Origin of the sequence: Nocardioides panacis (genome assembly GCF_019039255.1) — a bacterium.
Classification (GTDB): domain Bacteria; phylum Actinomycetota; class Actinomycetes; order Propionibacteriales; family Nocardioidaceae; genus Nocardioides_B; species Nocardioides_B panacis.
Genome location: NZ_CP077062.1, coordinates 3,433,181 through 3,460,180 on the forward strand (window position 1 = coordinate 3,433,181; position 27,000 = coordinate 3,460,180).

Genomic DNA, 27,000 nt, shown 5'->3' on the forward strand with positions numbered 1-27,000 from the left:
GTCTCACGCGGTCGCCTCGCCCGGCCTGCGCCACCGGCTCCGGCCCCAGGTCGCGAGCACCGCGAGCGGGACGGCCAGGACCGCGGTCGCGACGAAGATCGCGGTGTACCGGCCGCCGTCGGCCAGGTCCGCCACGGCGACGGCCGCCGCAGCACTGCCCACGAACAGCGACCCGGCGAACAGCGAGACGACCGCCGCCCGTGCGTCGGGCACGACCTCGGTCGCCCAGGTCTGCAGGGAGGAGTGCATCGCGGCCCACGCGAGGCCGAGCAGCACCGCGACCACGACCGCGACGCCCGGCGCCTGCGAGACGGCGAGCACGGCGCACGCGAGCAGCGCCGCGGTGCCACCGAGGGCGATCAGCCGGGCCGGGTGCCAGGAGCGGCTGAGCCGTCCGACGAGCCGGGCGGACCCGAAGACCGCGAGGCCGTAGACCCCCGTCACCGCACCGGCCACCGTCGAGCTGGCGCCGGTCGCCTGCACGGCCGAGGGCAGCAGGGTCAGCACGCCGAGCAGGACCGCGCCCTCGGCGAACGCCAGCACCAGCACCAGGCGCGCCGTGCCCGAGCGGACCACGACTCCCAGCGGCGCGAGCGGGTGCCCCCGTGGGGCCCGCGGGGGCTCGGGCAGCGAGCGCAGCGCGACCACGAGGACCAGCGCGGCGACCCCGGTGACCACGAAGGCGGCCCGCCAGCTGAACAGCTCGGCCAGCGCGCCGGCGCCCACCGACGCGGCCGCCGTGCCGAGCGCGACGCCGACCATCAGCCGGGTGACCTCCACCTGGCGGCGCTGGGCGGGCACCGTGTCGCCGAGGTAGATCAGGCTGTTCGGGTAGGCGGAGCCGAAGAAGCCGCCGGCCAGGCCGCGGGCCACGCCGAGCACGACCGGCGTCATCGCGAACGCGGAGCCGATCGTCATCAGACCGGCCACGAGCAGGGTCAGCCGCATCGTGCGCACCCGTCCGAGCGAGTCCGAGACGATGCCCCACACGGGCTGGGTCAGGCCGTAGGCCAGGAAGTAGGCGCCCGCCGCGTGCACGATCTGGCCCAGCGGCACGCCGAGGTCGTGGGCGATCACCACCAGCATGGGCGGCATCGCGAACCGGTCGAAGGTGCTGACGAACGAGGTGAGCTGGAGCAGCTGGATCGGCGAGGGGCCGCCGCGTCCGGACCGGGACCGCATCACCGCACCGGTGCGAGCAGGCCGGACGACGGTTCGAGCGCGGAGGCGAGGACGTCGTCCGCCCCGTCCGCGACCGGCAGGTGCCGGCGGCGCAGGCCGACGATCGTCGCGAGGCCGGCGAGGTCGGGCGCCTCGGAGCGGATCAGCCCCTCGTCCTGGCTGGTGAGCCGGTCGACGTACCGCACGGCGAGCTCGTGGGGCAGCCCCAGCCGCCGGGCGGCCTCGCTCACCGCGACCTCGTGGGCGCGACCCTCCCACAGGTCCCGTGCCGTGGCGTGCAGGGCGGCGGCCAGCTCCCGCGCACCGGCCAGCCGTCGGTCGCCGTCGACGCACAGCACGGTGCCGACGTACGGCGCGCAGACGTCGGCCGCCCGGGCGAGGAGCACCGCACCGGCCTGCTCGGCGAGCAGCTCGTTGCCGGCGTTGAGCATGGTCGCGTCGCACTCACCGGCCAGCAGCGCCTCGAGGCGGCGCGGGGTCGAGCCGAGGGCGACCAGCTCGTACTCCCCGCGCCCGACCCCCAGCGAGTCGCCGAGGGAGTACATCGCCAAGGCGAACCCCGACGTCGGCACGTCGACCCCGACGACCGCCCCGCGCAGCCGCTCGGGACCGCCGAAGCCCGGCCGCCCGTAGAGCGCCAGCCCCGTGCCCCGGTCGACGGTGCTCACGATGCTGACGTCCGCGAGGGCGCCGAGCGGGTTCGTCGGGCCGAACCGGTAGGCCAGGACGTTGTCGGGGCTGGTGAACGCCACGTCGATCTCCCCGTCGAGCAGCGAGCGGAACTGGCCCGGCGAGGAGGACACCGGGACCTCCTCGACCTCGAGCCCCCGCTCGTCGAGGCGGCCCGTGCGACGGGCCACCGAGAGCAGGACCGAGGGGGTGAAGGCCCCCACCACCAGCCGCACACCCATCAGGACTCCCTCGCACTCGATTGCATCGCTGTTGCAGGATGCCAGACACCCGTCCCCGACTGCGACCAGGGGTCGCGCCCCCTTGACAGCCACGTCGTCCGTTTGCCACGCTGCATACGTTTGCAGAGTAACATTCACGCGTCGGCACCGCCCGCGGTTCCGGACGTCGGCAGCACCCGTTCCCACCGCCCGACGGGACCGCACCGTGGACCCCGTTGGCACAAACGATTGCAGATAGGCGGACGCTATGACCACCACGAGCGACGACGGCGTCGTCGACCCCCGCTCCGCGACCCCCACGGTCGGCTGGATCGGCACCGGCCGGATGGGCTTCGCGATGGCGCGGCGGCTCGCGACGGCCGGCGTCGCCGTGACCGCGTGGAACCGCACCCGGTCCAAGGCCGAGCCGCTCGAGGAGGTCGGCGCGACCGTCGTCGACAGCGTCGCCGAGCTGCGCGGCCACGACGTCGTCTTCACGATGGTCTCCACCCCCGCGGACCTCGAGCAGGTGCTGCTCGGCGACGGCGGCCTGCTGGCCGACCCCGTGCACGTCCCGGGCGTCGTGGTGGACTGCTCGACGGTCTCCACCGAGTCCTCGGAGGCGATGCGCGAGGCGTGCACGGCCAGGGGCGTGGACTTCCTGGCCGCCCCGGTCAGCGGCAACGGCAAGGTGGTCCGCGCCGGCGGCCTGAGCCTGGTCGTGTCCGGTCCCGAGGAGACCTTCCACCGGGTGGCACCGCTGCTCGCGCACCTCGGCAAGTCCGTGACGTACGTCGGCGAGGGGGACGTGGCCCGCCTGGTCAAGATCTGCCACAACCTGATGCTCGGGGTGGTCACCCAGTCGCTGGCCGAGATCACCGTGCTCGCGGAGAAGGGCGGCGTGCCCCGCGCGGCGTTCCTGGACTTCCTCAACAACAGCGTGATGGGCTCGGTCTTCACCCGCTACAAGTCGCCCGCCTTCGTGAACCTCGACTACACCCCCACCTTCACCCCGGTCCTGCTCCGCAAGGACTTCGACCTCGGTCTCGCCGCGGCCCGCCGCCTCGACGTGCCCATGCCCGTCGCAGCCGCGACCGCCCAGCTCGTCCAGGCCACCGTCAGCAGCGGCCGGGTCGACGAGGACTTCGCGATCCTGCTCGACCAGCAGGCGGCGGCCTCCGGTCTCGAGCTCAAGCCCGAGAACGTGGTCGTCGACGACGGCCTCGGCGCGGCCGACGAGGTGAGCTGACCGTGGTGAGCGCAGCCCCGCTGCCCGCGCCGGGACACATGGGCGTCGACTACGAGCAGCGCGTCGACTTCGGGCGGCTCCGCGACTACCGGCTGGCCCGGGCCCGCGAGTCGCTGCGCGCCAGCGAGTGCGGGGCGTTCCTGCTCTTCGACTTCTACAACATCCGCTACACGACCCAGACCTGGATCGGCGGCGCGCTCGGCGACAAGATGACCCGCTACGCGCTGCTCACCCGCGAGGGCGAGCCGATGCTGTGGGACTTCGGGTCGGCCGCCCGGCACCACCGGCTCTACTCCCCCTGGCTGGAGCCGGAGAACTGCCACGCCGGCATGCTCGGGCTGCGCGGCGCGATCGCGCCGACCGCCGGGCTGATGGAGTCCGCGGTCCGGCAGATCAAGGGACTGCTCGAGGACGCCGGCGTCGCGGACGCGCCGATCGGCGTCGACATCGTGGAACCGCCGTTCCTGTTCGAGATGCAGCGCCAGGGCCTGAACGTCGTCGACGCCCAGCAGCTGATGCTCGACGCCCGGCAGATCAAGTCCTCCGACGAGATCATGCTGCTCACCCAGGCCGCGGCGATGGTGGACGGCGTCTACCAGGACATCGTCGAGGCGCTGAAGCCCGGCATCCGCGAGAACGAGATCGTGGCGCTCGCGAACAAGCGGCTCTACGAGATGGGGTCGGACCAGGTCGAGGCGGTCAACGCGGTCTCCGGCGAGCGCTGCAACCCGCACCCGCACAACTTCTCCGACCGGTTGATCCGCCCGGGCGACCAGGCGTTCTTCGACATCATCCACTCCTACAACGGCTACCGGACCTGCTACTACCGGACGTTCAGCGTGGGCAGCTCGACCGCGAGCCAGCGGGACGCCTACACCAAGGCGCGGGAGTGGATGGACGCCTCCATCGGCATGATCAAGCCCGGCGTCGGCACCGACGAGGTCGCCGCGGTGTGGCCCGCCGCGACGGAGTTCGGCTTCGAGAACGAGATGGCGGCGTTCGGCCTGCAGTTCGGCCACGGCCTCGGCCTCGGGCTGCACGAGCGGCCGATCATCTCCCGGCTCAACAGCATGACCGAGCCGGTCGAGCTCCAGCCCGGCATGGTCTTCGCGCTGGAGACCTACTGCCCGGCGAGCGACGGGTTCTCCGCGGCCCGCATCGAGGAGGAGGTCGTGGTCACCCCCGACGGCCCCCGCATCCTCACGCTGTTCCCGGCCCAGGACCTGGTCGTCACCAACCCCTACTGAGCGCTGCCGGGCCCTCCTCCGGGCCGGCTCGTCCCCGAAAGGACCTTCCATGGGTGAGCACACCCTCGACGTGACCGACGGGCTGGTCACCGACCTGTACGTCGGCGGCAAGCTCGTCCCGGCCTCGGACGGTGGGCGCTTCGACGTCGTCGACCCGGCCACCGGAGACGTGGTCGCCTCCGTCGCCGACGGCACCGTGCAGGACGCCGTCGCCGCGGTCGACGCCGCAGCGGAGGCCGCCGCCTCGTGGGCGGCGACGTCCCCCCGCGAGCGGGCCGAGACGCTGCGCCGGGCCTTCGAGATCATGACCGGCCGGGCCGAGTCGCTGGCCCGGCTGATCACGCTGGAGAACGGCAAGGCGCTCGCGGACGCCCGCGGCGAGGTGGCCTACGCCGCCGAGTTCTTCCGCTGGTACTCCGAGGAGGCGGTGCGCGGCACCGGCAGCCTGGTCACCGCCCCGGGCGGTGCGAACAAGATCCTGGTGGTCCAGCAGCCGGTCGGCATCTGCGTGCTGGTCACCCCGTGGAACTTCCCGGCGGCGATGGCCACGCGCAAGATCGCGCCCGCGCTGGCCGCCGGCTGCACGGTCGTGCTCAAGCCCGCCTCCGACACCCCGCTCACCGCGCTCGCGATGGCGGCGATCCTCGACGACGCGGGAGTCCCGCCCGGCGTGGTGAACATCCTGCCGGCGCGCCGGTCCGGGGCCGTGGTCTCCGCGATGCTGCACGACCCCCGGGTCCGCAAGCTGTCCTTCACCGGCAGCACCGAGGTGGGCCGGGTGCTGCTGCGCGAGGCAGCCGACCAGGTGATCAACAGCTCGATGGAGCTCGGCGGCAACGCGCCGTTCCTGGTGTTCGCCGACGCCGACCTCGACGCCGCGGTCGAGGGCGCGATGGTCGCGAAGATGCGCAACGCCGGCGAGGCCTGCACCGCCGCCAACCGGTTCTACGTCGAGGCCCCGGTCGCCGGGGAGTTCGGCCGCCGGCTCGCCGAGCGGATGGGCTCGCTCAGCGTCGGGCCGGGGCTCGACGAGAACCACCAGGTGGGTCCGCTGGTCAACGAGGAGAGCGCGGCCAAGGTCGACGAGCTCGTGCGCGCCGCGGTGGGGGACGGAGCCCGGGCCGTCGTCGGCGGCTCCCGTCCGGACCGGGTCGGGTTCTACTTCGAGCCGACCGTCCTGGTCGACGTACGACCGGGGTCGGCGATCCTGTCCGAGGAGATCTTCGGGCCGGTCGCGCCGATCGTCACCTTCGAGACCGAGGACGAGGCGGTGCGGCTGGCCAACGACACCGAGTTCGGCCTGGTGTCCTACGTCTACACCACCGACCTCGCGCGCGGCCTGCGGGTCAGCGAGGCCCTGGAGTCCGGGATGGTCGGCCTGAACCGCGGCCTGGTCAGCGACCCGGCGGCGCCCTTCGGCGGCACCAAGCAGAGCGGCATCGGCCGCGAGGGCGGCCACGACGGGATGCTGGACTACCTCGAGTCGAAGTACATCGCCGTCCAGTGGTGACCGCCGGCGGTCGCCGCCGGCCTCACTGACCGGTGCGGCCGTCGATGCACTCGCGCAGCAGGTCGGCGTGGCCGGTGTGCCGCGCGTACTCCTCGACCATGTGCACGAGGACGTCGCGCACCGAGACCGACTCGTCGGCCCCGAGCGGGACCACCGCGTCCAGCGACACGTCGCCGGCCCGCCACTCCTCGGCGGCGCGCACCTCGCGGCGCCAGGTCGACCAGGCCTCGTCCACGACCGCCGGGTCGGCGACCGCGCCGTTGAAGTCGTGGTCCCGGTCGGTGGCGGAGCGGTAGAGCCGCGGTACGTCGCGCTGCTGGAGGACCCGCTGGAACCAGTTGCGCTCGACCTGGGCGAGGTGGCGCACCAGCCCGAGCAGGGACATCGACGACGGCGGGACCGAGCGCCTCGCGAGCTGCTCGGCGTCGAGCCCGTCGCACTTCATCTCGAGGGTCAGCCGGTAGTGGCGCAGGTAGTCCCACACGGTGTCCAGCTCCCCGACCGGCTGCGTGCCGGTCACGCGGGGATCCTCGTGCGGGTCCACCCACCTGTCCGGGAAGGCTCTCTCGCTCATCGGCACAGCGTGGTTCACGTGAGCACCGGGCGCAACCGGGAGCGGGGAGCGTCCCGGACTACTCGGCCTTCGCCCAGTAGCCGCCGCTGGCCTTGCTGGCGACGAGCTCCTCGGCCGTGCGGAAGCCGGGCGCCATCGAGGCGTCGGTGCCCGCGAGGTACTGGTGGTGGTCGATGCCGAGCAGCCGGATCCAGCTCTGCTGGCCGAAGGTCAGCGCGATGCAGTTGCCCAGCTCGACCAGCTCCTCCTCCGAGAAGTGCGCGCGCAACCGCGTCCAGAGGCCCTCGAGGTCGCTCTCGCCCCACGCGATGGCCTGGGCGTACGACAGCGCGGCCTTCTGCCGGTCGTCGTAGCGGTCCGAGGACTCGAAGTTCAGCAGGTCGTCGTACTGCTGCTCCTGCAGACCGGCGTCCGTCGCCTTGGTCGAGCGCTGGTTGCCGCAGAACTCGCACTTGACCGTGCGCGAGATGTAGACCCGGCAGAGCTCCTTGATCAAGTGGTCGCAGACCCCGCTGTGGAACACGGCCTTCCACGAGTCCGCGAACGCCCAGAACGCCGCCGGGACGTGCGCCCGGACCGCGCTGCTCTCCGGGCGCGGGGTGCCCTCGCGGGCACACCGGTGCATCTCCTCCTGCATCCGCTCGTCCATCTCCTCGAGGGGGACGTAGCTGATCGCCTGCTCGGCCATGTGCTTCTCCTTCGTTCGCTCGGTCGTGAGGGTCACGCGTCCTGTGCGTCGATGGCGGCCACCACGGCCTCCGCGGTCAGCGGCAGGTCGCGGACCCGCACGCCCAGCGCCGCGTCGAGCGCGTTGGCCAGGGCGGCGGCGGTCGGCCCCTGGGCGGCCTCGCCCGCGCCGACGGACGGGAGGTCCGGCCGGTCCACCAGCACCACCTCGACGGGCGGGACCTCGGAGAACCGCAGCACCGGGTAGCTCTCCCAGTCGTCGCTGGTCACGCGCGTCCGGTCGAAGCGGACCCGCTCCTTGAGCGTCCAGCTGGTCGCCTGCACCGCGCCGCCCTCGATCTGGTTGCGGACACCGTCGGGGTTCAGCACCAGGCCGACGTCGACGGCCACGGTCAGCCGACGCACCCGGACCGCGCTCTCCGCCTCGACCTCGGCGACCACCGCGCAGTAGGCGCCGGTGCCCTTGTAGCGCGCGAAGCCGATCCCCAGCCCGACCCCGTCCTCGAGGTGACGGCCCCAGCCGGCGGCACCGGCCGCGACCTCGAGGACGGCCCGTCCCCGGGGGTCGGACAGGTGGTCGAGCCGGTAGGCCAGCGGATCCCGCCCAGCGAGCCGGGCGAGCTCGTCGACGAAGCTCTCGATCGCGAAGACGTTGAGGTGGGCACCCAGCGCCCGCAGCGCCGAGGACCGCACCGGCGAGGCCAGCACCCGGTGCGCCGTGACCCGGCGCGGTCCGACGTCGTACGCCGGCACCGCGTTGCGCGCCGTGCCGCCGCCGGCCGCCAGGGGCGGGTCGGCCGCGCCCGGGTGGTCGAGCGGGTGCTCGAGGTGGGCGGCGGCCAGCAGACCGGGGACCCCGGAGTAGCCGGGACGGGCGGTGTGCCCCTGCCCCCAGACGTCGTAGGTCCAGCCACGGATCCGCCCGGTGCCGTCGACCTCGGCCGCGACGTCGGCGGTCATCGCCGGGCCGAAGGGTCCCCAGGCCAGCTCGTCGCGGCGACTCCACCGCACCATCACCGGCCGGCCGGGCACGGCACGGGCCAGCAGCACCGCGTCGAACGCGGCGTCGTCGGCGGCGTTGTGGCCGTAGCAGCCGGCGTTCTGCACGTGCTCGACCTCGACCCTCGCCGCGTCGAGGTCCAGGGCCAGGGCGATCGCGTCACGCAGCCGGTGCACGCCCTGGCTGTGGCTCCACACCGACAGCGCACCGTCGTCCTCCCAGCGCGCGACCCCGCAGCTCGGGGCGATCGAGGCGTGCGCCAGGAACGGCCTGCTGTACGACGCCCGCAGCCGTCGCACGTCCCCGGCGTCGGGGGCCGGCTCCTCGGCCAGCACCACGACGTCCTCGTGGGGACCGGCCCGCAGGAAGGCGCCGAGGTCGTCCTCGTCGGGGAGGTCCGCGCGTTCCTTCCAGGTCGCGGTCGCCCGGAGCCGGTCGGCCGCCCGCGCCACGGCGAGCTCGTCCGCTCCGACCACGCCGAGGAAGGAGCCGTCCACCACCACGAGGCAGTCGCTGCCCGCCACCGCCGACTCCCCCGCGTCGAGCAGCTCGGCGCCCGGGGACGGGGGCCGCACCACGCGGCCGACGAGCTGACCGGGCAGCCGCAGGTCGGCGATGAACCGGGGCACGCCGGCCACCTTGTCGGGGAGGTCGATCCGGGCCGAGCTGGTCCCGACGAGCCGTCGTGCGACCGGGGGCGCGTCGACCCGTCCGGCGGGCACGTCCAGGTCCAGGTCGCCGGCCAGGTCGCCGTACGCCAGACGGCCGGACGGGCCGACGAGCGCTCCGTCCTCGATCGTGACCAGCCCGGCCGTGACACCCCAGCGGGCTGCCGCGGCCGCGACCAGCAGCGCGCGCAGGTGCGCGCCGACGACCCGCAGCACGGGGGCGGTGTCGATCACCGACATGCTGCCGGCGGTGAGGTCCTGGTCGGGGCCGAGCGCGGTGTTCGCCGGCAGCATCCTGACCCGGTCCAGCGGCAGGTCGAGCTCGTCGGCGACCACTTGGGCGAGCACGGTCAGGATGCCCTGCCCGAGCTCCACCTTCCCCACCCGCACCTCGACCGTGCCGTCGTCGCGGACCGCGACCCACTGCGACAGCAGCGGGTTGGCGAGCAGGTGCCGGGGCAGCACCGGCGAGCCGTCGGCCGTCACGGACGTGCCTCTCCCGCCCTCACGACCGCCCGGACGATCCGGCCGTGCGCGCCGCAGCGGCAGAGGTTGCGGTCCAGGGCCTCGACCACCGCAGGCTCGTCGGGGTGCGGGTCGCGGGCGAGCAGCGCGGCGGCCGCCACCGCGATGCCGGAGATGCAGAAGCCGCACTGGGCGGCCTGCTCGTCGAGGAGGGCCTGCTGCACCGGGTGCAGCCGGCCGTCGGCGCCGAGGCCCTCGACGGTGACCACGTCGGTGCCCTCGGCCGACCACACCGGGGTGTCGCAGGACGGCACGACGGCGCCGTCCATCGTCACGAAGCAGGCGCCGCACAGCGCCATCCCGCAGCCGAACCGCGACCCGAGCAGCCCGAGGTCGTTGCGCAGCACGGTGAGCAGCGGCGTGTCGGGGTCGACCTCCACCTCGACGGCGGTGCCGTTGACGGTCAGCGACAGGGCGCGGGTCACCGGCCGACCTCGTCGAACACCTCGGGGTGCCGCTCGAGCTCGATCCGGGTCCGCCGGATGTGACCGACCAGGTAGCGCTCGGCGTCGACGACGTCGCGGCGCTGCAGCGAGTCGAGCAGCAGCCGGTGCTCGGCGTTGACCACCCACATCCGTCCCGGTCCGGTGATCGTGACGAACGCCCGGCGGTAGTACTGGGTCGAGTTCCAGAGCCGGGTGACGGTGCCCAGCAGCTGGTCGATGGCGCAGCCGGTGTAGCTCAGCAGGTGGAACTGCCGGTCGAGGACCAGGAACTGCGAGACGTCGGTGTTGTGCTCGATGCACTCCTGGAGCTCCTCGAGCCGGGCGAGGTCCTCCTCGGTGAGGTGCGGGATGCTCTCGGCCACCGCGAGCGGCTCGAGCCGCTCGCGCATGCGGTACATCACGTCCACCTCGTGCCGGCCCAGCCGCGGCACCCGCGCGCCGCGCCGCGGCTCGTGCTCGGTGAGTCCCTCTGCCTCCAGGATGCGCAGCGCCTCGCGCACCGGGAGCCGGCTCGCCCCGGAGCGCTCGGCCACCTCCTCCTGGCGGATCCACTCCCCCGGACCGATGTCGCCGGACAGGATCGCGTCGCGCAGGAAGTCCGCCACCCGGGCGCTCGCGGCCCCCTCCGGTACGTCGATCGCGTCGGCGCCGTTCACGAGGCGCCGCCCGTGGCCCGGTCGGTGGTGGCCCGGTCGGCGGCGGCCCGGTCGAACGCCTTGCCGCCGGGGTAGCTGACCAGCTCGAACTGCATGCCCCAGGGGCTCAGGAAGTAGACCCACCGGTTGCCCAGCGCCGGCCCCTTGCTCGCGGTCGGCTCGCCGAGCACGCGCACGCCCCGGTCGCGGAGGTAGGCGACCGCGGCGTCGAGGTCGTCGACGTACAGCGCGACGTGGTGCCCGCCCACGTCGCTGTTGCGCGGCGGCACGCCGACCCGGTCGGGGGCGGCGTAGTCGAAGACCTCGAAGACCGCCTGGCCGCCGCAGCGGAAGAACCGGTTCTCGGTGACCACTGCCCGCGGGTGCACGTCGAGGTGCTCGCGCATCCAGTCGTCGCCGTCGCTGGCGAACGGGCCGAGGGAGTAGAGGTACTCGCACCCGAGGACGTCGACCAGGAACCGGTGCGCCTCGTCGAGGTCGGGGACCGTGAACCCGATGTGGTCCAGCCGCTGCAGCCCGGGGATGCCCATGCCGACCGGTCCCTTCTCGTCGCACCTTTGGATCCAGTCAACCTAGCCCCGCTGCGCAGATGTGTCCAGGGTCACACGCGAAGCGTCAAAGTTGGATCCGATCACCTTCTGCGCCGACCCGGCGCCAATGGCGACTCCACCCACCGTCGGCGCCGCCAGAGTCGCCGGGTCGGCGCCGTCGGCACCGGCAGAGTCGCCGGGTCGGCGCCGTCAGGTCGGCCCCATCACCTTCGCGGGGTCGATGCCGAGGTCGGTCAGCACCGCCCGGGCGGCGTTGCGCCCCGGACGGCCGGACACCGAGCCCCCGGGGTGGCTGGTCGCGCCGGTCAGGAACAGCCCGCGGATCCCGGTGGTGTACGACGGCCAGCCCGGGACCACGCCGCCGGAGCGGGTCCGGAACTCGCCGCCGTGGCACGAGCCGCCGAGGTTGTGCGGGTTGTGGGCCGCGACGTCGACCGGTGACTCGGCCCGGACCGCGAGGACGTCGGCGTCACCGAGGCCGTCGGTGCGGGCCCGGACCAGGTCGACCAGCTGCGCGGCGTACTCGTCCTTGGACTCCTGCCAGGAGCGGCCGTCGGAGCGGTCGTGGGGTGCGATCGTCAGGATCTTGAAGGTGCCCTGTCCCGCGGGTGCCCGCGTCCCGTCGACGACGCTCTGGTTGACCACCAGCAGCCACGGGTCACGGGCGTCGGGCACGCCGCGGTGCAGCGCGTCGATCTGGGCCGCGACGCCGGCGGTCGACCCGAAGCCGCCCGCGGTCGACGGCACCGGCCCCGACCGGCCGTGGAAGCCGAGGTCGCCCCGGAGCGCCGCGTGCACCGCGAACACGCTCAGCCCCGGCTGCCAGGAGTCGCGGGCCTCGACCAGGTCGGCGGGCACCTCGACGCCCTCGAGCATCGCGGGGACGGTGGCGAGGTGCGCCGCCGACACGACCGCCCGGCGGGCTCGCACGGTGTGCCCGTCGCTGGTGCGCACGCTCCGCGCCGTCCCGCGGGCGGCGTCGATCGCGACGACCGGAGCCGCGCACGCGACCCGGCCGCCGTGCTCGCCCAGGAAGTCGATCAGCGCTGCGGGCAGCGCGCCGGAGCCACCGACCGGGGTGGACCAGCCGAAGCTCAGCCGCCCGGCGGTCAGCGAGGACGGCAGGACGCCGGTGCCGGGCCGGCGCGGATCCTGGATGGTCGCCATCGCCAGCCAGGTCACGAACGAGCGGATCGTGGGGTGCTCGAACCGCTCGTGGATGACGTCCCAGGCGCTGCGGTCCTTCAACGACCGGTAGGCCCGGGCCGCGTCGGCGTCCCCGAGGTCCAGGCCGGAGCTCCACCGTCCGTGCACGGCGGCGAGCCCGCCGGTCCACTCCCCGACCATCGCCCGGAACGCCTCGGCGTCGCGGGCGGACCAGCGGGCTACCTCCTCGGCGGTGGCCTCCAGGTCCCGGTGCATCACCAGGGCGTCGCCGTCCGGCTGCGGCAGCACGACCGCGGGGTCGGTGTGCACGTAGCGCAGGCCGTGGTGCGCGAGCAGGCCGAGCTCGTCGTCGCGCAGCAGCGGGTTGGACTGGATCAGCACGTGCGCGCTCGAGCAGCTGTCGTGGGCGAAGCCCGGCAGGGTGAGCTCCTCGGTGCGGGTGTTGCCGCCCGGGTGCTCCACGGCCTCGAGCACCAGCACCTCGAGGCCGGCCGCCGCGAGGTAGGCGGCCGTGGTCAGGCCGTTGTGGCCGGCCCCGACGACGACGACGTCGACCTCGTCGGGGAGATCGGCGGCCAGGGGGGCGGGCGAGGGGGTCATCAGCGCTCCAGCGGCTCGCAGCGGGTCGGACGAGCCCACTCTGGCCGAGCCTGCACACGATTGCAACCACGGGTGTCCAGACAGTGGTGAGGGGATGTTGACTCCTGACAGGTGCCGTAGCCTGCAACGGTGGGCGAGACGCGACGCGGAGTGATCCTGGGGCTGGCGGCCTGGACCCTGTGGGGGTTCTTCCCGCTCTACTGGCCGCTGCTCGAGCCGGCCGGCGCCGTGGAGATCCTGGCGCACCGGATCTTCTGGTCGATGATCGTGATGCTCGGCGTGGTCCTGGTGATGCGCAAGCGGGCGGCCCTCCGCGCGACGCTCGCGAACCGCCGTACCCGGTGGCTGCTGGCGCTGGCCGCGGTGCTGATCACGGTCAACTGGGGCACCTACATCTACGGCGTCAACAGCCACCACGTCGTGGAGACGTCGCTCGGCTACTTCATCAACCCGCTGGTCTCGGTCCTGCTCGGCGTGCTCGTCCTCGGCGAGCGGCTGCGCCGGCTCCAGTGGGTGGCGCTCGCGCTGGCCGGGGTCGCGGTGGTGGCGCTGACCGTGGAGTACGGCCGGCCGCCGTGGATCTCGCTGGTCCTCGCTTTCTCCTTCGCCTGCTACGGGCTGACCAAGAAGAAGGCGAACGCCGGTGCCGTCGAGAGCCTGGTCGTCGAGACCCTCGTGGTCTCGCCGGTGGCCGTGGGCTACCTCGTGTTCCTGACCGCGACCGGCGCCTCGACGTTCGTGGGCCACGGCGCCGGGCACGTGCTGCTGATCGTCGGCACCGGTGTCGTCACGGTGATCCCGCTGCTCTGCTTCGGCGGCGCCGCGACCCGGATCCCGCTGAGCACGCTCGGCCTCATGCAGTACCTCACCCCGACCGTGCAGTTCCTGCTCGGCATCCTGTTCTTCCACGAGCCGATGCCCGCGATGCGCTGGGTCGGGTTCTCGCTGATCTGGCTCGCGCTGGTCCTGTTCACGGTCTCGACGCTGCGGCACCACCAGCAGCGGCTGCGGGTGCGCCCCGAGGAGCAGGTCCCCGCCTGACGCCGCCTGACGCTGCCCGGCGGCAGCGAGCTGCAGGATGGGCCCATGGCGATCCTCCACCTGCGCGCAGCCGGCATGAGCCTGGTCCTGGACGGCAGCGGCGACGGGCTGCCCCGGGTGCTGCACTGGGGCGCCGACGTCGGCGCGCTCGACCAGCCGCAGCTCGAGGCGCTGGCCCTGGCCCACCGGGCGCAGCAGGCGTCCAACACCCTCGACGACGCGGTGCCGCTGGCCCTGCTCCCCGAGCACGCGGCCGGCTGGCTGGGCACCCCCGGGCTGTCGGTGCACCGCGACGGGGCGTACGTCGACCCGCGGCTCGCGGTCACCTCGACCGACCTCGACGGCCGCCGGCTCGTCGTGCGCGCGTCGGACGGCGCGACCGGCACCTCGCTGCTGCTGGAGCTGGAGCTGACCGCCGGCGGCCTGGTGCGGCAGCGGGCGACCGTCACCAACGACGACCCCGCCCCGCTCGTCGTCGACGGCCTGACCCTCGCGCTGCCGGTGCCGGGCCGCGCCCGCGAGCTCCTCGACCTGACCGGGCGGCACCTGCGCGAGCGCAGCCCGCAACGGCACGCGTTCACCCTCGGCACCCACCTGCGCGAGGGCCGCCGCGGTCGCACCGGCACCGACGCCACGCTGCTGATGGCCGCCGGGGAGCCGGGCTTCGGCTTCCGCGGCGGCGAGGTCTGGGCCGTGCACGTCGCCTGGAGCGGGCACCACCGGACGCTCGCCGAGGCCACCCCCGCGGGCGTCCGGCTGCTCGCGGGCGGGGAGCTGCTGCTGCCCGGCGAGGTCCGGCTGGCTGCCGGGGCGTCGTACACCTCGCCGTGGCTCTACGGCTCCTACGGGGTCGGCCTCGACGCGATGTCCGCGCGGTTCCACGCGTTCCTGCGCGACCGGCCGCACCACCCGCACGGCCCGCGGCCGGTCACCATGAACACCTGGGAGGCGGTGTACTTCGACCAGGACCTCGACCGGCTCACCGCCCTCGCGGACGCCGCGGCGGAGGTCGGCGCCGAGCGGTTCGTGCTCGACGACGGCTGGTTCCGCGGGCGCCGCGACGACCGGGCCGGCCTCGGCGACTGGTTACGTCGACCCGGAGGTGTGGCCGGACGGGCTGCACCCGCTCGTGGACCACGTGCGGGCGCGCGGCATGCAGTTCGGGCTGTGGGTCGAGCCGGAGATGGTCAACCCCGACTCGGACCTCGCCCGGGACCACCCGGACTGGCTGCTCGCGGGACCGGACCTGCTCGGCCCGGCGCACCGGCAGACGCACGCGGTCTACCGGCTGATGGCCGAGCTGCGCGCTGCGCATCCCGGCCTGGAGATCGAGTCGTGCTCCTCGGGCGGCGGCCGGGTCGACCTCGGGGTCCTCGAGCACACCGACCGGGTCTGGGCGTCGGACTGCATCGACCCGCTCGAGCGCCAGCAGGTCCAGCGCTGGACCGGGCTGCTGCTGCCACCGGAGCTGATCGGCTCGCACGTCGGGGCGCCGACCTCGCACACCACCGGGCGCACGCACACCCTGGACTTCCGGGCCGGCACCGCGTTCTTCGGCCACCTCGGCATCGAGTGGGACCTGGCGGCGGCGGGTCCCGAGGAGCGCGCCCGGCTCCGCGCCTGGGTCGCGGCCCACCGGTCGCTGCGGGACCTGCTGCACACCGGGACGGTCGTGCACGCGGACCACGACGACCCGGCCCTGTGGGTGCACGGCGTGGTCGCCCCGGACCGCGGCCGGGCGGTGTACGCCCTCGTGCAGACCGCCACCAGCGTGCAGGCGCCGGCCGGCGTCGTACGCCTGCCGGGGCTCGACCCGGACGCGACGTACCGGCTCGCGCCGCTGGCTCCCGGCGACCGGGTCGAGGGGCCGGCCACCTCGCCGCTGCCCTGGTGGCCGACCGGTGTCGAGCTGCCCGGCCGGGTGCTGGGGTCCGCGGGCGTGCAGGCGCCGACGCTGCACCCCGAGCGGCTGGTCCTGGTCCAGGCGACGAGAACGCCCGCGTGACCTGACCCGCTCCGCGTCGTTGAGGCAGGTGTCGACCCGGGCACCAGCTCCGGGCCCTCCTCGAAGGAGCACCTGCCATGCGGAGAACCCGCACGACCCAGGTACTGGCCGCCGCGACTGCTGCCGCCGCCATCGCCGGTCTGTCCCTCTCGTCCACCGCCGCCGCCGTGACCGCGCTGCCCGGCTCCCCCGCCCCGGTCGCGACCGGGGACAGCCGCGTCGGCGCGCTGGTGCGGCCGACCGCGGCGCAGGCCGACGCGGTCGCCGCCGTCATCAAGGCCAGCCCCGGCGCCCGCGCCACCTGGGACGCCCGCTTCGGCACGCCGCGCACCCTGACCCCCGCCCTCGGCCGGACGCTGTCCGGTCCCCGCGCCGGCAGCGCCGTCGACGTCGCCAAGGGGTGGCTGGCGGCCAACCGGGCGATGCTCGGCCTCTCGGCGGCCGACGTCGACGCGCTGCAGCTGCGGCGCGACCACGTGCTCCCGGACACCGGCACCCACGTCGTCCAGCTCATCCAGACCTTCGACGGGATCGCCGCGGCCCGCGGCGGCTCGCTCGGCCTCGCGGTCCGCAAGGACGGCTCGGTGCTGTCCTACACCGGCGAGACGGTCCGCTCCGGTTCCCTCGGCGGCTCCTTCAAGCTGTCCTCGTCCGACGCGCTCCAGGGCGTGGCCGCCCGGCTCGCGGGCGCCCTGGCCTTCGCCCCGTCCCGGACCGGCAGCAAGGCCGGGTACGACGTGTTCGCGAAGGGCCCGTTCGCCGCCTCCTCCTACGTCAAGAAGGTGGCCTTCCCGACCGTGGACGGGGCCCGCGCGGCGTACTCCGTGCTGTTCGTCGAGCACCTCGACGAGGGCTACCAGGTCGTCGTGGACGCGGAGACCGGCAAGCAGCTCTACTCCGCCAGCCTGGTCCAGCACGAGTCCGGCGGCACGATCTACGACAACTACCCCGGCGCCCCGGCCGGCGGACAGCCGCGGCACGTGTCCTTCGGCGCCAACGACGCCTCCCCCGGCGGGTACGTCGACCCGACCGGCCTCACCGGGCTCGGCATCACGACGTTCGGCAACAACGCCAACGCGCACGCGAACTGGTCGAACTTCGAGGTCCCGGCGGACCAGGGCCCGCGCCCGGTCAGCCCGACGGGCCAGTTCGACTACGCGTTCGCCGACCACTGGGGCAGCTCGAAGTGCGACCCGACCTCCTACCCGCAGGACCAGGACGCGGCGAGCACCAACCTCTTCTACCAGCACAACCGGATCCACGACGAGTACTACCGGCTCGGGTTCACCGATTCCGGCGGCAACTTCCAGCTGACCAACAAGGACCCGGACCCCACCACCGGCGGCAACCCCGGTGACCCGATCCAGGGCCTTGTCCAGGCCGGCGCGGTGTCGGGCGGCTCCCCGACGTACACCGGCCGCGACAACGCCTACATGCTCACGCTGCCCGACGGCATCCCGCCGTGGAGCGGGATGTTCCTGTGGGAGCCCATCGACGACGCGTTCGAGGGCCCCTGCGCCGACGGCGACTTCGACGCCGGCGTGATCCAGCACGAGTACTCCCACGGCCTCTCGAACCGCTACGTCGGCACCGAGGACGGCTCGCTGGGCACCCACCAGTCCGGCTCGATGGGTGAGGGCTGGGGCGACTGGTACGCCCTGGACCACCTGCACCGCAACGGCTTCCAGAAGGACTCGGTGCTCGGCGGGTTCGTGACCGGCAACAAGACCCGCGGCATCCGCAACTGGGCCTACGACCAGAACCCGACCACCTTCGGTGACATCGGCTACGACCTGGTCGGCCCCGAGGTGCACGCCGACGGCGAGATCTGGACCGCGACGCTGTGGCAGGTGCGCAAGGCGCTGGTCGCGAGGTACGGCGAGACCGCCGGATCCGACATCGCCGAGCACGTCGTCACCGACGCGATGCCGCTGTCCCCGAACAACCCGTCGATGCTCGACGAGCGCACCGCGATCATGACCGCGCTCGACGACCGCTACCACGCCCGGTCCGACTTCGACGCGCTCGTCGACATCGTCTACTCGGCGTTCGCCCAGCGCGGCATGGGCCTCTCGGCGCACGACGCGGTCACCGAGGCCGACCCGACCGGCGGCAACGACACCGAGGGCGTGCCCGGCTTCGACAACCGCAACCCCGCCCTGAACGGCACCATCACCGGCACCGTGCTCAACGCCTCGACGGGCAAGCCGGTCGAGGGTGCGCGGATCATGCTGGGTCGCTTCGAGGCGCGCAGCACCCCGGTCGCCACGACCGGCCCCACCGGCGCGTTCCGGATCACGGCCACCCAGGCGACGTACCCGCTCACCGTGCAGTCGCGGGGGTTCGGCTCCCGGACGTTCGACGGCGTCGCGGTGACCAAGGGCCGGACCACCACGAGGAACCTCGTCCTCGCACCGAACCTGGCGTCGAAGACGTTCGGTGCGGTCTCGGTCTCCGGTGACGCCGGCGCGGCGATGGACGACACCGAGGCCAGCTCGTGGAAGACCACCAAGGGCGGCAAGGCGGTCATCAAGCTGGCCAAGGAGTCCGTGGTCGACACCGTGCAGGTCAGCGCCTACACCAGCAGCCGGTTCGAGGGCCTGAAGAGCTTCACCCTGCAGACCAGCACGGACGGGGTGAACTGGAAGACCCAGAACGTGGGCGGCACCGACGCGTTCGGCTACCAGGCCCCGCGCCCGGTGGTCCCGGACCTGCACTACAAGACGTTCACGCTGCCGACCCCGACCAAGGCGGGCTTCATCCGCTTCTGGGCCGACGCGCCGCAGGGCAACACCAAGACCAACGTCCAGGTCGGCGACATCCAGGTGTTCAGCGCCTCGGCCTCCGGCCTCACCCCGCCGCCCCCGCCGCCGCTCGACGCGCCGGTGACCGAGAAGTTCACGATCGCCGCGGGCAACCCGGCCAACGTGGTCTCCCCGGGCGTGGTCGGCACCGAGCTGGAGAACACCTGCACCGTGCCGCCGGCCAGCCAGGACAGCGACGGCCACGTCACCGTGCTGTCGGGCGAGGCGAACGACGGCCAGCACGCGTTCAGCCTGGCGGCCGGGCCGACCGCGGTCGACGCGGACGTCTACCTCTACGACGCGGACTGCGCGCAGATCGGCTCGTTTGCCACCGAGTCGGCCGAGGAGTCCGGCATCATCCCGTCGGGCACGGCGTACGTCCTCACCTCGTTGTACGCCGGAGCGGCAGCCGACATGACGCTGACGATCACCGACACCAAGTAGGCCCGGCGGCCCTCGCTGGGCCGCCCACGAGCCGGAAGGCCCCGTCCCACCCCTCGTGGACGGGGCCTTCCTCGCGCTCCGAGCCCGTGGGATCGGAGAGTCACGACCGCACCACTGTGACTCGGGACCCGTCGTGGGATCAGGGCCGAAGGTCCCGATCCGGTCGTACCGGGCGGACGGGCCCGGCGTGCCTAGGCTGGCGGCGTGACCGTCCCCGGCATCGAGCCCGTCTCCCCCGTCGCCCCACCGGTGCGCGGCCCGGTGATGATGAACCAGCACTGGCGCGACCTGACCTTCCTGCACTGGGCGGTCGAGCCGTGGCGCGTGCAGGCGTACCTGCCGCGGGGCGTGCGCCCCGACACCTACGAGGGCGTGACCTACGTCGGGCTGGTGCCGTTCCGGATGGTCGACGCCGGCGTGGCGCGCGGACCGGGCGTGCCCTGGGCCGGCACGTTCCTGGAGACGAACGTCCGGTTGTACTCCGTGGACGACACCGGTCGGCGCGGCATCGTGTTCCTCAGCCTGGACACGGACCGCGCGGTCGTGGTGGCCGGCGCGCAGGCGGTGTTCGGCCTGCCCTACCGCTGGGCCCGGATGCGGTACGACGTCCGCGGCGACGTGCGCACCTACGACGCCCGCCTGCGCCGCCGCAGCTCGCGCCCGACCAGCCACGTCTCGGTGCGGGTCGGCGGCCCGCGGGCCGCGACCCCGCTCGACGAGTTCCTCAGCGCCCGGTGGGGCCTGCACGTCAGCCGGTGGGGGCGGACCTTCTACGTCCCGAACGCCCACGGCCCCTGGCCGCTGCGCGACGCGGAGCTGCTCGCGCTCGACGACCAGCTGACCGCCTCGGTCGGTCTCGGTGAGCTCGCCGACCATGCGCCCGACCACGTCGCGTTCAGCGACGGCGTGCACACCGAGTTCGGGCTGCCCACCCTGGCGGACCGTCCCCGGCGGACGTGACGCTCCCCGGCTGACGGGCACAGGTGCACCGTCCGCGGAATGGCGCCTGCGGGCGCCCGGACGTGCCGAGGTTTCCCGTGGGCCTTCCGTCTGCGGTCTAGGTCCTTCGGTTGAACCGGACCGTGCCGTCGGGGAGTCGTCGCAGGTCGTAGCTCTGGGGGTGGTCGGCCATCCGGTGGTGCGCGGGACACAGCGAGATGCCGTTGCTGGCGTCCGTTGGGCCGCCGTGACTCCACGGCTGCAGGTGGTGGTACTCCACCCAGGCCGGCGGCCGGTCGCAGCTGTCCGCGGCGCAGCCCTGGTAGCGGTGGTTGATCGCATGCTTCTGGTAGCGGTCGAACAACCGCCGCTCCCGGCCCACGTCCAACGGCACCGAGTCACCGCCCAGCACCATCGGGATGATCCCGGCCCGGCACGCCAGCCGGCGGGCCTCCCCGGCCGAGACCCGGTGCCCGGTGTCAAGGGCCGCCACCCCGAGACCGGAGACCAGGGCGTCGAGGCCGATCGTGACCACCACGGTGAACGGGGACCCGTTCACGGCAGGCACCGCGCTGAGGTGGTGTTCCAGCAGCTCCATCAGCCCGAGCCCGAGCAGGGTGGCGTGCGGCAGCTTCGCCCCGGTCTGCGGGTCGAGCCGGGCCGCCCCGATCCGCCGCGGGCTGGTCAGCGCCTCCAGCGCCTTCCTCAACAGCTGCGCGTGCAGGGTGGGCAGCCGGAACCGGCCCTGGCTGGTGCCGTCGCCCTGGTCGTGGATCGTCAGCTGCGCGAGCGCCCTTGCCCGGGCCTCCTCACGTTCGAGCCTGGCACCCTCGGCGGCGTCGGCCGCCTCGGGGCAGACCACCTCGAACAGCCGGTGCCCCAACCTGCGCAGGGTGCGCGCGTCGAACACCTTGGCCTGCTCGAGCAGGTGCGCCTCGGCGCGGGCCTCGGTGCCGGGAGGGAGGTCGTCGTGCTCCGAGGTCAGCCGCTGCACCGCGGCGGTGAGGATGCCGGCCTTCTCCACGTCGATCACCCCGGCCGCCAGTGCGGCCCGGGTCCGGCCGAACCGGTCGTCCAGCGCGGTGGCGAGGTGCAGGTCGCGGTGCCGGCTCGCGGTGCTGGTCCCGGTGGCGTGCGCCAGCCAGGCCGCCGTGTCGACGGCGCCGGAGTCCGCGGCGATGTCGTCGCGGTCGGCCTGCACCAGCACCCGCAGCTCCAGCTCCTTCAGGCGGTTGCGCTGCCGGCGCAGCTCCACCAAAGCCTCACGCTGCTCGGCCCGGGTCATCGACCAGGTCGGGGTCCCGGCGAGCCGGTCCAACGCAGCCGACAGCGAGGCGGCGAACCGCAGCACCGCATGTCCGGCGGGCGGCTGCCCGACCGGAGGCGGCGGAGGCGCGGTCACCGAGGTCATGCCGCAACGCTACGAGTGCCAAGTCCCCTGTCCTCGAACGAGTTTTCGCGCCGTGGACAACCCTTGGGGCCCTGCCTGTGTGGACGAAACCTGGCTGCCCAGGAGCGCTGAGGTCCCCTTCATCCCCGCCCGAGCCGGGCGCCGCTCAGCGGGCCGCCTCGTCCGGGACGGCGAGCCGCGGCACGCCCTCGAGACGCCGGTGGAAGCGGACGTGCTCGGCCCGGGCATCCAGGGCCCGCCACAGCACCGCGTGCGCGGCCCAGGGCAGCGGCTCGTCCCCGTCGCGCCAGGAGGGGCCGAAGCCGATCCACACCGGCGTCCAGTCGGCCGCGAGGTCCCACTCGCCGCGGTGCCGCTCCAGCAGCCGGTGCCGGACCTGGAACGCCTGCCGCGGCCCGTCGTCGCAGATCGGCGCGGTCCGCACCGGCCACACCCGCAGGTCGAGCGCCATCAGCTCGAGCTCGAGGTCGCCGAGTACGCGCGGGTGCACCAGCACGGTCGCGACGTTCTCGTGCGGTGGTCTCCTCACCCCGAGACGCTAACCCGAGCCTCCCCCCGGCGTCAGCCCGTCGCCGACCACTCGTGGGCGAGCAGGCCGTAGACGTCGGAGTCCCGCCAGCCGTCCCGGATCAGCAGCACCTCGCGCAGCCGGCCCTCGTGGGTCATCCCGAGCCGCCGCAGCACCCGGCCGGAGGCAAGGTTGCGCGGGTCGCAGGTGGCGAACACCCGGTGCAGCCGGAGGTCGGTGAAGCACAGCTCCAGGAGCAGCCGCGCCGCCGCGGTCGCCAGCCCCCGTCCCCAGTGCTCGGGGTGCAGCCCGTAGCCGATCTCGCCCTGCCCGTCCCCGCGCAGGTTCAGCTCGCAGCTGCCGACGACCTCGCCGTCGCAGGTGACCACGTAGACGAACCGGTTGCGGGGCCGCTCGTCGGCGGCGGCGACGGCCTGCTCGACGAAGGCGCGGGTCTGCTCCTCGGTGTTGGGTCCCCAGCCCTGGTAGCGGCAGACCTCCTCGCGGCTCGCCCACCCGTGCACCGCGCGCCAGTCGCGCTCCTCGACCGGTCGCAGCTCGACGTACGGCGACCCGGCTCGTGTGCTCACGGCGCCGACTCTGCCAGGTGGCACCACCCCGGTTGCCGGCGCACGACGGGCATTGGGATGCTGCGGGCATGCCCACCCCGCCGCCGGCGTCCGCCGAGGACGTCATCGACCAGCCGCTCGACCTCCAGCTCGAGGTGTTCCTCGACGAGCACCGGGCGATGCTCGCGGAGTGCCTGGACGGGCTGACCGAGGAGCAGGCGCGGGCGTCCCTGGTGCCGTCGCGGACCACGCTGCTCGGCCTGGTCAAGCACGCGACGTTCGTCGAGCAGGTCTGGTTCGACGAGGCGGTCACCTGCCGCTCGCGCGCCGAGATCGGCATCCCCGCGACCCCCGACGAGTCGTTCGCGCTGACCGACGGCGACACGGTCGCCGGCGTGCAGCAGGCGCACCGTGAGGCCTGCGAGTCCTCGCGGCGTGCGGTGGCGGGCCTCGGCCCGGACGACCTGGTGCACGGCAACCGGCGCGGCCCGCTGCCGCTGCGCTGGGTCTACCTGCACGTGCTGCGCGAGCTCGCCCAGCACTGCGGGCACGCGGACATCCTGCGCGAGCAGGTCCTGGCCGCTGCCGCCGTCTCCTAGCCCCGGCCGGCGGGCCTCAGACGTCCACGGTCAGCCGGACGGTCACGACGTCGCCGACGTCGAGCTCCTCGGCCCGGCGCACCGCGGTCTTGAGCGGGACGACGTACCCGCCCTCCTTGGGCCACAGCGAGGTGGTCCAGCTGGTCTCCCCGATCCGCACGGTCACCGGGATCATCCCCCAGCCGTAGCTCACGAACGAGGACGTCGCCTCGAGCTCGTCGCACTCGTCGGCGGGCACGCTGACGAAGTGCCACGGCGCCGGTCCCTTCCAGAACCAGATCTCCCCACTGAACTCCAGGTGCACAGCGGCAGCCTACGAGCGCGCGCCCCCGGGCGGACCTAGCCGACCAGGTCGGCGGACACGTCCCACAGCCGCGCGGCGGCCTCCGGGTCCAGCGCCCACTCCCGGACCCCGGCCGAGACGTGCGCATCGTTCGCGACCGTCGGGGCCTCGTTGCAGTCCTCGAGGTAGTGGCCCCCCGTGGCGAGCTCGGGAGCGACCGCCGCGACCAGCGACGTGGCCGCGCCCTGGCGGGTGTCCTTGAAGGTCACCCGGCCCTCGTCCTGCATCCGCTGCCAGCCGTCCTTGACCTCCTGGGACACGTAGCGCTGGAGGTTCGTCATGATCCCGCCGGGCATCAGCGCGTTGGCGACGATCCCGTCGTCGGCCCAGCGCCGGGTCGCCTCGACGGCGAGCAGCACGTTGGCGGTCTTCGACTGGCCGTACCCCTGCCAGGGGTCGTAGGCCCGGCGCTCGAAGAACAGGTCGTCGAAGTGCACCGGTGAGGCCAGGTGGCCGCTCGAGCTGACCGAGACGATGCGGGCGCCGCCGGCCGCGGCGAGGGCGCCGTGCAGCCCGGTGGTCAGCGCGAAGTGGCCGAGGTGGTTGGTGGCGAGCTGGCGCTCCCACCCCCGGTCGGTGAGCTCCAGGGTGGGGACCGCCATCACGCCGGCGTTGTTGACCAGCAGGTGCAGCGGCCCGGTCCAGGCGTCGGTGAAGGCCCGCACGCTCGGCAGGTCGACGAGGTCGACGTACGCCACGTGCACGTCGGGGTTGCCGGTGGTCGCGGTGATGTCGGCGGCGACCCGGTCCCCGGCGGCGGTGTCGCGGACCGCGAGGGTGACGGCCGCGCCGGCCCGGGCGAGCGAGCGGGCGGTCTCCACGCCGATGCCGGAGGCGCCGCCGGTGACGACCGCGCGGGTGCCGGACAGGTCGACGCCCTCGACGACCTCGTCCGCGGTGGTGGTGGCGTCGAACCGGGTGGTGATCAGAGTCATGGACCCATCCTGTCCCGGCGGTGGTGAGGGTCCATGCTGGAGCCTGACACCCACCCCCCCGTCGAAGGAGAGCCGCTCGTGCCGTCCGCCGCGCTGTCGCTGGACCACCTGATCACGTGGGCCATGAAGGGTGGGCCGGCCCCGGTCGGGCTCACCGACGCCTCGGTCGAGCGGATCATGCTGGCCAGCGAGCACCTCCGGCTGGCCGGCCGCTCGGGCGCGGTCTACGGGCTGACCACGGGCGTCGGCGCGCTGCGCACGGTGCCGACCGACATCACCCCGAGCGACGGTACGTCGCACGCGCTCCGGCTCTGGCGCAGCCACGCGACCGGCTTCGGGCAGACCTACGACGACGCGACCGCGCGGGCCGCGATGGCGATCCGGCTGCACCAGATCACCTCGGGCCGCTCGGGGGTGAGCGCCGGGCTCGCGTCGTCCCTGGGGGCGGCCGTGGCCGAGGGCGCCGTCCCGGACCTGCACCGGTTCGGCTCGATCGGCACCGGCGACCTGGTGCCGCTCGCCGAGCTGGGGCTCACGCTCGTCGGGGAGCGTGCCTGGCGGTCCGGGGGCGCGCCGCTCGCGCCGGTCGACGACGGCGACGCGCTGCCGTTCATGTCCAGCAACGCGCTCACCCTCGCCACCGCGGCGCTGGTGCACCGCCGCCTGGCCCGGCTGTCCGACGCGGCCGAGAAGGTGACCGCGCTGTCCGCGGTGGCGCTGCAGGCCTCGGTGCAGGCCTACGACCCGCGGGTGCACGCCGGCCGCCCGGACGCCTCCCAGCAGGGCGTCGCCCGCCGGCTCATGGCGCTGCTGTCGCCGGCGGACTGGGTGCCGGCCCGGGTGCAGGACCCGTTCGCGCTGCGGACCGTCCCCCAGGTGCACGCGCCGTTCGTCGACGCGCTGGTCACCACCGAGCACGCGGTGCTCGTCGAGGTCGACGACTCCACCGAGAACCCGCTGGTGGTCGCGGACGGCACGCCCCTGCACCACGGCGGCTTCGTGACCGCCCGGCTGTCGGCCACCCTGGACGCGCTGCGCCAGGCGACGTACCCGGTGATCTCGCTGTCCGCGGCGCGGCTCTCGGCCCTGATCAACCCGTCGCTGTCCGGCCTGCCGGCGTTCCTCGCGTCGGGGCCGGCCGGCAGCTCCGGGGTGATGATCCTGGAGTACCTCGCCCAGGACGCCCTGGCCCGGGCCCGGATCCTGACCACCCCCGTCTCCACCGGGCACGCCTCGGTCTCCCTCGGCCTGGAGGAGCACGCGAGCTTCTCCACGCAGGCCGTCTGGGCCAGCGAGCAGATGGTCGAGCTCGCCCCGGTGGTGCTGGGCTGCGAGCTGATCGCGGCCGTGCGCGCGCTGCGGATGGACCCCGACCGGCTGCCCGACAGCCCGGTCCGGGCGGCCTACGACGTGGCGGCCGCGGTGCTCAGCGACGACCGGTCGGACCGTCCGTTCACCGAGGACCTGGCGGCCGCCGTACGCCTGGTGGAGAGCGGGTTCGACACCCCCCGGCACCCGGTCAGCTGAAGTCGAGCACCAGCCGACCGCGCACGCCGCCGGCCTCCAGGGTCCGGTGCGCCTGCTCGGCCTGCTCGGCGGGCAGCACCTGCGCGACCCGCAGCGTGTAGACCCCGTCGGCGAGCTGCTGCTCGAGGCCCTTGAGCAGGTCGTCGCGGGTCGCCGAGTCGTAGACCAGCGTGGGCTTGACGGTGATGCCGCGCTCGGCCGGTCCGGCCCAGCCGCGGATGGTGCCGATCACCCCGCCGTCCTTCACGGCGGGCACCGCGAGCTCGGTCAGCACCGCGCCGTCCACCAGCCCGTCGACGCCGTCGGGCAGCAGCGCCCGGATCCGGTCGGCGACGTCGTCACCGCGGCGCACCACGTCGTCGGCGCCGAGGCTGCGGACCAGGTCCTCGTCCTTCTCGGCGGCGTCCGCGACGACCCGCAGGCCGTCGGCCTTGGCCATCTGCACGACGTACCCGCCGAACGCGCCGGCGGCACCGGTGACGGCCAGCGTCTGTCCCGCGCTGAGCCCGAGGTCGTCGAGCACCAGCCGCGCGGTCAGCGCGTTCATCACGAAGGTCGACCCGGCGTTGAAGTCCACGTCGTCGGGCAGCCGCAGCACCGACCTCTCCGGTACGACGACCTCGTCGGCGTACGCGCCGCCGGCCGGTCGGTAGGGCACCACGACGGCAGCGACCCGGTCGCCGACGCTCCAGCGGGACCCGGCACCGACCTCGTCGACCACGCCGGCGGCGTCCGCGCCGGGGATGAACGGTCCCGGCTGGTCGCTGTGCCGGTCGGCGTAGCGGCCGGCCCGCAGCCCGCTGTCGGTGGGGTTCACGGTCGCCGCGTGCACCCGGATCCGCACCTCGCCGGGGCCGGCGTGCGGCTCCGGGACGTCCAGGACCTGCAGGTTCTCGGGACCGCCGAACTCTGTCACTCCGATA

The 27,000-nt window shown here is 74.0% G+C and carries 24 protein-coding genes and 1 pseudogene; 10 read left to right on the forward strand and 15 right to left on the reverse strand.

Features of this window, described 5'->3' with window-relative positions; genetic code table 11:
* Nucleotides 1-3: 3 nt before the first annotated feature.
* Nucleotides 4-1,182, reverse strand: a complete 1,179-nt coding sequence (locus tag KRR39_RS16775; RefSeq protein ID WP_216938644.1) for an MFS transporter — start codon at nucleotides 1,180-1,182, stop codon at nucleotides 4-6.
* Nucleotides 1,182-2,093 (reverse strand): ABC transporter substrate-binding protein, encoded by a 912-nt coding sequence (locus KRR39_RS16780; protein WP_216938645.1) that lies wholly within the window; start codon nucleotides 2,091-2,093, stop codon nucleotides 1,182-1,184. Before KRR39_RS16780 ends, KRR39_RS16775 begins: the two co-directional genes overlap by 1 nt.
* 247 nt (nucleotides 2,094-2,340) lie before the next feature.
* On the opposite strand from KRR39_RS16780, the gene KRR39_RS16785 reads away from it, so the two are divergent.
* From KRR39_RS16785 to KRR39_RS16795, 3 genes are read left to right on the forward strand one after another with little or no spacing between them, the layout of a single operon-like run.
* Nucleotides 2,341-3,321, forward strand: coding sequence for an NAD(P)-dependent oxidoreductase (locus tag KRR39_RS16785; protein WP_216938646.1), 981 nt, complete (start codon nucleotides 2,341-2,343; stop codon nucleotides 3,319-3,321).
* A 5-nt stretch (nucleotides 3,322-3,326) separates the two neighbouring features.
* Nucleotides 3,327-4,568 (forward strand): M24 family metallopeptidase, encoded by a 1,242-nt coding sequence (locus KRR39_RS16790; RefSeq protein ID WP_216938647.1) that lies wholly within the window; start codon nucleotides 3,327-3,329, stop codon nucleotides 4,566-4,568.
* Between the two features lie 49 nt (nucleotides 4,569-4,617).
* Complete coding sequence (locus tag KRR39_RS16795) at nucleotides 4,618-6,078, forward strand: NAD-dependent succinate-semialdehyde dehydrogenase (RefSeq protein ID WP_216938648.1); 1,461 nt, start codon at nucleotides 4,618-4,620, stop codon at nucleotides 6,076-6,078.
* Nucleotides 6,079-6,100: 22 nt separating this feature from the next.
* On the opposite strand, the gene KRR39_RS16800 is transcribed toward KRR39_RS16795, so the two are convergent.
* The 7 genes from KRR39_RS16800 to KRR39_RS16830 all read right to left on the reverse strand — a co-directional run bounded on the left by KRR39_RS16800 (nucleotide 6,101) and on the right by KRR39_RS16830 (nucleotide 12,952).
* Nucleotides 6,101-6,652, reverse strand: coding sequence for a DinB family protein (locus KRR39_RS16800; RefSeq protein ID WP_216938649.1), 552 nt, complete (start codon nucleotides 6,650-6,652; stop codon nucleotides 6,101-6,103).
* A gap of 58 nt (nucleotides 6,653-6,710) precedes the next feature.
* Nucleotides 6,711-7,340, reverse strand: a complete 630-nt coding sequence (locus KRR39_RS16805; RefSeq protein ID WP_216938650.1) for a carboxymuconolactone decarboxylase family protein — start codon at nucleotides 7,338-7,340, stop codon at nucleotides 6,711-6,713.
* Nucleotides 7,341-7,372: 32 nt separating this feature from the next.
* Nucleotides 7,373-9,493, reverse strand: a complete 2,121-nt coding sequence (locus KRR39_RS16810; RefSeq protein WP_254185205.1) for a molybdopterin cofactor-binding domain-containing protein — start codon at nucleotides 9,491-9,493, stop codon at nucleotides 7,373-7,375.
* A complete protein-coding gene (locus tag KRR39_RS16815; RefSeq protein ID WP_254185206.1) occupies nucleotides 9,490-9,957 on the reverse strand; it encodes a (2Fe-2S)-binding protein in 468 nt (155 codons plus the stop codon). Before KRR39_RS16815 ends, KRR39_RS16810 begins: the two co-directional genes overlap by 4 nt.
* Nucleotides 9,954-10,634, reverse strand: coding sequence for a GntR family transcriptional regulator (locus tag KRR39_RS16820; protein WP_254185207.1), 681 nt, complete (start codon nucleotides 10,632-10,634; stop codon nucleotides 9,954-9,956). Before KRR39_RS16820 ends, KRR39_RS16815 begins: the two co-directional genes overlap by 4 nt.
* Nucleotides 10,631-11,164: a VOC family protein gene (locus tag KRR39_RS16825; protein WP_216938651.1), complete on the reverse strand. Its 534-nt coding sequence runs from the start codon at nucleotides 11,162-11,164 to the stop codon at nucleotides 10,631-10,633. Before KRR39_RS16825 ends, KRR39_RS16820 begins: the two co-directional genes overlap by 4 nt.
* 210 nt (nucleotides 11,165-11,374) lie before the next feature.
* Nucleotides 11,375-12,952, reverse strand: a complete 1,578-nt coding sequence (locus tag KRR39_RS16830; protein ID WP_216938652.1) for a phytoene desaturase family protein — start codon at nucleotides 12,950-12,952, stop codon at nucleotides 11,375-11,377.
* A 129-nt stretch (nucleotides 12,953-13,081) separates the two neighbouring features.
* Between KRR39_RS16830 and rarD the strand changes: the two genes are divergently transcribed.
* From rarD to KRR39_RS16850, 5 genes and pseudogenes are all read left to right on the forward strand, one after another.
* A complete protein-coding gene (gene rarD, locus KRR39_RS16835) occupies nucleotides 13,082-13,993 on the forward strand; it encodes an EamA family transporter RarD (RefSeq protein WP_216938653.1) in 912 nt (303 codons plus the stop codon).
* Between the two features lie 75 nt (nucleotides 13,994-14,068).
* Nucleotides 14,069-15,022, forward strand: a pseudogene (locus KRR39_RS25065) (glycoside hydrolase family 36 N-terminal domain-containing protein); the annotation flags it as partial.
* Nucleotides 15,023-15,095: 73 nt separating this feature from the next.
* On the forward strand, nucleotides 15,096-15,998 hold the full coding sequence (locus KRR39_RS25070; protein ID WP_254185208.1) for an alpha-galactosidase: 903 nt from the start codon (nucleotides 15,096-15,098) through the stop codon (nucleotides 15,996-15,998).
* Between the two features lie 77 nt (nucleotides 15,999-16,075).
* Nucleotides 16,076-19,246 carry a M36 family metallopeptidase gene (locus tag KRR39_RS16845; protein WP_216938654.1) on the forward strand — a complete coding sequence of 1,057 codons (3,171 nt, stop codon included), beginning with the start codon at nucleotides 16,076-16,078 and terminating at the stop codon, nucleotides 19,244-19,246.
* A gap of 204 nt (nucleotides 19,247-19,450) precedes the next feature.
* Nucleotides 19,451-20,206, forward strand: coding sequence for a YqjF family protein (locus KRR39_RS16850; RefSeq protein ID WP_254185209.1), 756 nt, complete (start codon nucleotides 19,451-19,453; stop codon nucleotides 20,204-20,206).
* Nucleotides 20,207-20,303: 97 nt separating this feature from the next.
* On the opposite strand, the gene KRR39_RS16855 is transcribed toward KRR39_RS16850, so the two are convergent.
* The 3 genes from KRR39_RS16855 to KRR39_RS16865 all read right to left on the reverse strand — a co-directional run bounded on the left by KRR39_RS16855 (nucleotide 20,304) and on the right by KRR39_RS16865 (nucleotide 22,694).
* On the reverse strand, nucleotides 20,304-21,596 hold the full coding sequence (locus KRR39_RS16855; RefSeq protein WP_216938655.1) for an HNH endonuclease signature motif containing protein: 1,293 nt from the start codon (nucleotides 21,594-21,596) through the stop codon (nucleotides 20,304-20,306).
* A gap of 145 nt (nucleotides 21,597-21,741) precedes the next feature.
* A complete protein-coding gene (locus KRR39_RS16860; protein ID WP_216938656.1) occupies nucleotides 21,742-22,125 on the reverse strand; it encodes a hypothetical protein in 384 nt (127 codons plus the stop codon).
* A gap of 32 nt (nucleotides 22,126-22,157) precedes the next feature.
* A complete protein-coding gene (locus tag KRR39_RS16865) occupies nucleotides 22,158-22,694 on the reverse strand; it encodes a GNAT family N-acetyltransferase (protein WP_216938657.1) in 537 nt (178 codons plus the stop codon).
* Between the two features lie 68 nt (nucleotides 22,695-22,762).
* On the opposite strand from KRR39_RS16865, the gene KRR39_RS16870 reads away from it, so the two are divergent.
* Nucleotides 22,763-23,272 carry a DinB family protein gene (locus KRR39_RS16870; protein ID WP_216938658.1) on the forward strand — a complete coding sequence of 170 codons (510 nt, stop codon included), beginning with the start codon at nucleotides 22,763-22,765 and terminating at the stop codon, nucleotides 23,270-23,272.
* Between the two features lie 16 nt (nucleotides 23,273-23,288).
* Here the strand turns inward: KRR39_RS16870 and KRR39_RS16875 are convergent, their stop codons facing one another.
* Together KRR39_RS16875 and KRR39_RS16880 are read right to left on the reverse strand one after the other, a co-directional pair.
* Complete coding sequence (locus tag KRR39_RS16875) at nucleotides 23,289-23,576, reverse strand: DUF1905 domain-containing protein (protein ID WP_216938659.1); 288 nt, start codon at nucleotides 23,574-23,576, stop codon at nucleotides 23,289-23,291.
* Between the two features lie 35 nt (nucleotides 23,577-23,611).
* Entirely contained in the window at nucleotides 23,612-24,550 is a 939-nt protein-coding gene (locus KRR39_RS16880; RefSeq protein WP_216938660.1) for an SDR family NAD(P)-dependent oxidoreductase, read from the reverse strand.
* 78 nt (nucleotides 24,551-24,628) lie between these two features.
* Here KRR39_RS16880 and KRR39_RS16885 point away from each other — a divergent pair, with 78 nt between their 5' ends.
* Complete coding sequence (locus tag KRR39_RS16885) at nucleotides 24,629-26,077, forward strand: aromatic amino acid lyase (RefSeq protein WP_216938661.1); 1,449 nt, start codon at nucleotides 24,629-24,631, stop codon at nucleotides 26,075-26,077.
* Here the strand turns inward: KRR39_RS16885 and KRR39_RS16890 are convergent.
* Nucleotides 26,070-26,993 carry a quinone oxidoreductase family protein gene (locus tag KRR39_RS16890; protein WP_216938662.1) on the reverse strand — a complete coding sequence of 308 codons (924 nt, stop codon included), beginning with the start codon at nucleotides 26,991-26,993 and terminating at the stop codon, nucleotides 26,070-26,072. The two genes, KRR39_RS16885 and KRR39_RS16890, sit on opposite strands and share 8 nt — an antisense overlap.
* Nucleotides 26,994-27,000: the final 7 nt, after the last annotated feature.

What these genes read in the sequence shown, in the direction of transcription:
- KRR39_RS16805 (WP_216938650.1), bottom strand. Translation starts at nt 7,340, where the DNA reads ATGGCCGAGCAGGCGATCAGCTACGTCCCCCTCGAGGAGATGGACGAG.
- KRR39_RS16785 (WP_216938646.1), top strand. Translation starts at nt 2,341, where the DNA reads ATGACCACCACGAGCGACGACGGCGTCGTCGACCCCCGCTCCGCGACC.
- KRR39_RS16830 (WP_216938652.1), bottom strand. Translation starts at nt 12,952, where the DNA reads ATGACCCCCTCGCCCGCCCCCCTGGCCGCCGATCTCCCCGACGAGGTC.
- KRR39_RS16855 (WP_216938655.1), bottom strand. Translation starts at nt 21,596, where the DNA reads ATGACCTCGGTGACCGCGCCTCCGCCGCCTCCGGTCGGGCAGCCGCCC.
- KRR39_RS16870 (WP_216938658.1), top strand. Translation starts at nt 22,763, where the DNA reads ATGCCCACCCCGCCGCCGGCGTCCGCCGAGGACGTCATCGACCAGCCG.
- KRR39_RS16800 (WP_216938649.1), bottom strand. Translation starts at nt 6,652, where the DNA reads ATGAGCGAGAGAGCCTTCCCGGACAGGTGGGTGGACCCGCACGAGGAT.
- KRR39_RS16780 (WP_216938645.1), bottom strand. Translation starts at nt 2,093, where the DNA reads ATGGGTGTGCGGCTGGTGGTGGGGGCCTTCACCCCCTCGGTCCTGCTC.
- KRR39_RS16795 (WP_216938648.1), top strand. Translation starts at nt 4,618, where the DNA reads ATGGGTGAGCACACCCTCGACGTGACCGACGGGCTGGTCACCGACCTG.
- KRR39_RS16775 (WP_216938644.1), bottom strand. Translation starts at nt 1,182, where the DNA reads ATGCGGTCCCGGTCCGGACGCGGCGGCCCCTCGCCGATCCAGCTGCTC.
- KRR39_RS16825 (WP_216938651.1), bottom strand. Translation starts at nt 11,164, where the DNA reads ATGGGCATCCCCGGGCTGCAGCGGCTGGACCACATCGGGTTCACGGTC.
- KRR39_RS16880 (WP_216938660.1), bottom strand. Translation starts at nt 24,550, where the DNA reads ATGACTCTGATCACCACCCGGTTCGACGCCACCACCACCGCGGACGAG.
- KRR39_RS16845 (WP_216938654.1), top strand. Translation starts at nt 16,076, where the DNA reads ATGCGGAGAACCCGCACGACCCAGGTACTGGCCGCCGCGACTGCTGCC.